Source organism: Vagococcus bubulae, from assembly GCF_003950315.1.
In the GTDB taxonomy this organism is placed as follows: Bacteria; Bacillota; Bacilli; order Lactobacillales; family Vagococcaceae; genus Vagococcus; species Vagococcus bubulae.
The window spans coordinates 1-3,421 of the sequence record NZ_NGJT01000046.1; the positions used below are offsets into that span (position 1 = coordinate 1).

Here is a 3,421-nt window from a genome sequence, read left to right on the forward strand (position 1 = left end):
CATTGCCATCCACAATACCTTCACCTAGTTTGTTGCCATCTTTATCCGTAATCACCACGGTATCGCCTGGTTTACCTGTTCCATTGACCGTTGTATCGCCTTCGGTTGGTTGATTAATCGTTGGTTTGTGTGAATCAGGAGTCCCGATATCTTCTGCTTCGCCTCCACCTACTTCGGGTTTTGGTAATACGGTCGCGGTGCTTGATGTTCCAACATTACCATTGATACTTGGAGTCGCTGTGATTTCTTCTCCACTTGGTAGATTCGTCACTGGAATGCTGTAATCTCCATTACCATCCACAACGCCTTCACCTAGTTTATTGCCATCTTTATCGGTAATCACCACGGTATCACCTGGTTTACCTGTTCCATTGACCGTTGTATCGCCTTCGGTTGGTTGATTAATCGTTGGTTTGTGTGAATCAGGAGTCCCGATATCTTCTGCTTCGCCTCCACCTACTTCGGGTTTTGGTAATACGGTCGCGGTGCTTGATGTTCCAACATTACCATTGATACTTGGGGTCGCTGTGATTTCTTCTCCACTTGGTAGATTCGTCACTGGAATGCTGTAATCTCCATTGCCATCCACAACACCTTCACCTAGTTTGTTCCCATCTTTGTCGGTAATTACTACGGTATCGCCTGGTGTTCCTGTTCCGGTAACTGTTGTATCGCCTTCGGTTGGTTGATTAATCGTTGGCTTGTGAGAGTCTGGGGTACCCATGTTGCCATCTTCGCCACCATCTACTCCGCCAACAATCGCTGTCGTTGGGGTGCCTTGATGGTCTCCTATAGTTGGGGTCGCGGTAATCACATCACCTAATGTTACGTTTGGATTTTCCACTTTATAATGGCCATCTTTATCCACTATAACTTGACCAAGGGTTTCACCATTTTGATTTTTCAGAATCACCGTATCACCTGGTGTCCCTTTACCTGTTAACTCTTTGTCGCCAACTTTTACTGGGTTAATGCTCACCGTGTGACCATTTGGATCAAAGGCAACCGTTGTTGTATCATCAGTTCCTTGATTGCCACCTGTCATTGGTGTGGCAGTTAAAGTTTCATCTACCACTAATGGGCGATTAACTGTAATGTTAAATGTCTTATCTTTACCAACTGTGCCTTTACCAAGTTCTTTACCATCTTTGTCTTTAATGATAATGGTGTCACCTGGAGTGCCTGTTCCACTAACTGTTGTATCACCTTCGGTTGGTTGATTAATCGTTGGTTTGTGTGAATCAGGAGTCCCGATGTTGCCATCTTCGCCACCGTCTACTCCGCCAACAATCGCTGTCGTTGGGGTGCCTTGATGGTCTCCTATAGTTGGGGTCGCGGTAATCACATCACCTAATGTTACGTTTGGATTTTCCACTTTATAATGGCCATCTTTATCCACTATAACTTGACCAAGGGTTTCACCTTTTTGATTTTTCAAAATGATTGTATCGCCTGGTGTTCCTTTACCTGTTAACTCTTTGTCGCCAACTTTTACTGGGTTAATGTTAACAGTATGGGCATTCGGATTAAACTTAACCGTTGTTTTGCCATCTGTTCCTTGATTGTCACCTGTCATTGGGGTCGCAATTAACGGTTCGTCTACCACTAATGGACGATTGACAGATATCTCGAATTTGCTATCTTTACCAACTGTGCCTTTACCAAGTTCTTTACCATCTTTGTCTTTAATGATAATGGTATCACCTGGAGTGCCTGTTCCACTAACTGTTGTATCACCTTCGGTTGGTTGATTAATCGTTGGTTTGTGTGAATCAGGAGTCCCGATGTTGCCATCTTCGCCACCGTCTACTCCGCCAACAATCGCTGTCGTTGGGGTGCCTTGATGGTCTCCTATAGTTGGAGTTGCGGTAATCACATCACCTAATGTTACGTTTGGATTTTCCACTTTATAATGGCCATCTTTATCCACTACAACTTGACCAACTGTTTCACCTTTTTGATTTTTCAGAATCACCGTATCACCTGGTGTTCCTTTACCTGTTAACTCTTTGTCGCCAACTTTTACTGGGTTAATGTTAACAGTATGGGCATTCGGATTAAACTTAACCGTTGTTTTGCCATCTGTTCCTTGATTGTCACCTGTTATTGGTGTGGCAGTTAAAGTTTCATCTACCACTAATGGGCGATTAACTGTAATGTTAAATGTCTTATCTTTACCAACTGTGCCTTTACCAAGTTCTTTACCATCTTTGTCTTTAATGATAATGGTGTCACCTGGAGTGCCTGTTCCACTAACTGTTGTATCACCTTCGGTTGGTTGATTAATCGTTGGTTTGTGTGAATCAGGAGTCCCGATGTTGCCATCTTAGCCACCGTCTACTCCACCAACAATAGTTTTCGTTGGGGTGCCTTGATGGTCTCCTATGGTTGGCGTCGCGGTAATCACGTCACCTAATGTTACGTTTGGATTTTCCACTTTATAATGTCCATCTTTGTCCACTATAACTTGACCAAGGGTTTCACCTTTTTGATTTTTCAGAATCACCGTATCACCGGGTGTTCCTTGACCTGTTAACTCTTTGTCGCCAACTTTTACTGGGTTAATGTTAACAGTATGGGCATTCGGATTAAATTTAACCGTTGTTTTGCCATCTGTTCCTTGATTGTCACCTGTCATTGGTGTCGCAATTAACGGTTCATCTACCACTAATGGGCGATTGACAGATATCTCGAATTTGTTATCTTGGCCAACAGTGCCTGTTCCAAGTTCTTTACCGTCTTTATCTTTAATGATAATGGTGTCACCTGGGGTACCTTCTCCGCTAACCGTTGTATCCCCTTCGGTTGGTTGAGTAATTGTTGGTTTATGTGAATCAGGAGTCCCGATATCTTCTGCTTCGCCACCATCTACTCCGCCAACAATCGCTGTCGTTGGGGTGCCTTGATGGTCTCCTATAGTTGGGGTCGCGGTAATCACATCACCTAATGTTACGTTTGGATTTTTCACTTTATAATGGCCATCTTTATCCACTATAACTTGACCAAGGGTTTCACCATTTTGATTTTTCAGAATCACCGTATCACCTGGTGTCCCTTGACCTGTTAACTCTTTGTCGCCAACTTTTACTGGGTTAATGCTCACCATGTGACCATTTGGATCAAAGGCAACCGTTGTTTCACCATCAGTCCCTTTATTATCACCTGTCATCGGTGTCGCAATTAACGGTTCATCTACCACTAATGGGCGATTGACAGATATCTCGAATTTGTTATCTTGGCCAACAGTGCCTGTTCCAAGTTCTTTACCGTCTTTATCTTTAATGATAATGGTGTCACCTGGGGTACCTTCTCCGCTAACCGTTGTATCCCCTTCGGTTGGTTGAGTAATTGTTGGTTTATGTGAATCAGGAGTCCCGATATCTTCTGCTTCGCCACCATCTACTCCGCCAACAATCGCTGT

Annotated in this window: 2 protein-coding genes and 1 pseudogene; all 3 read right to left on the reverse strand. The window is 43.7% G+C overall.

All coding sequences use genetic code 11. The features are described 5' to 3' along the window. A partial coding sequence (locus tag CBF36_RS12005; RefSeq protein WP_243638034.1) for an Ig-like domain-containing protein occupies positions 1 to 2,137 on the reverse strand: 2,137 nt, incomplete at its 3' end. Between the two features lie 27 nt (positions 2,138 to 2,164). Then, positions 2,165 to 2,317 (reverse strand): annotated as a pseudogene (locus CBF36_RS12605) (Ig-like domain-containing protein); the annotation flags it as partial. Positions 2,318 to 2,326: 9 nt separating this feature from the next. Next, on the reverse strand, positions 2,327 to 3,421 hold a 1,095-nt coding region (locus CBF36_RS12340; protein ID WP_243638035.1), incomplete at its 5' end, for an Ig-like domain-containing protein.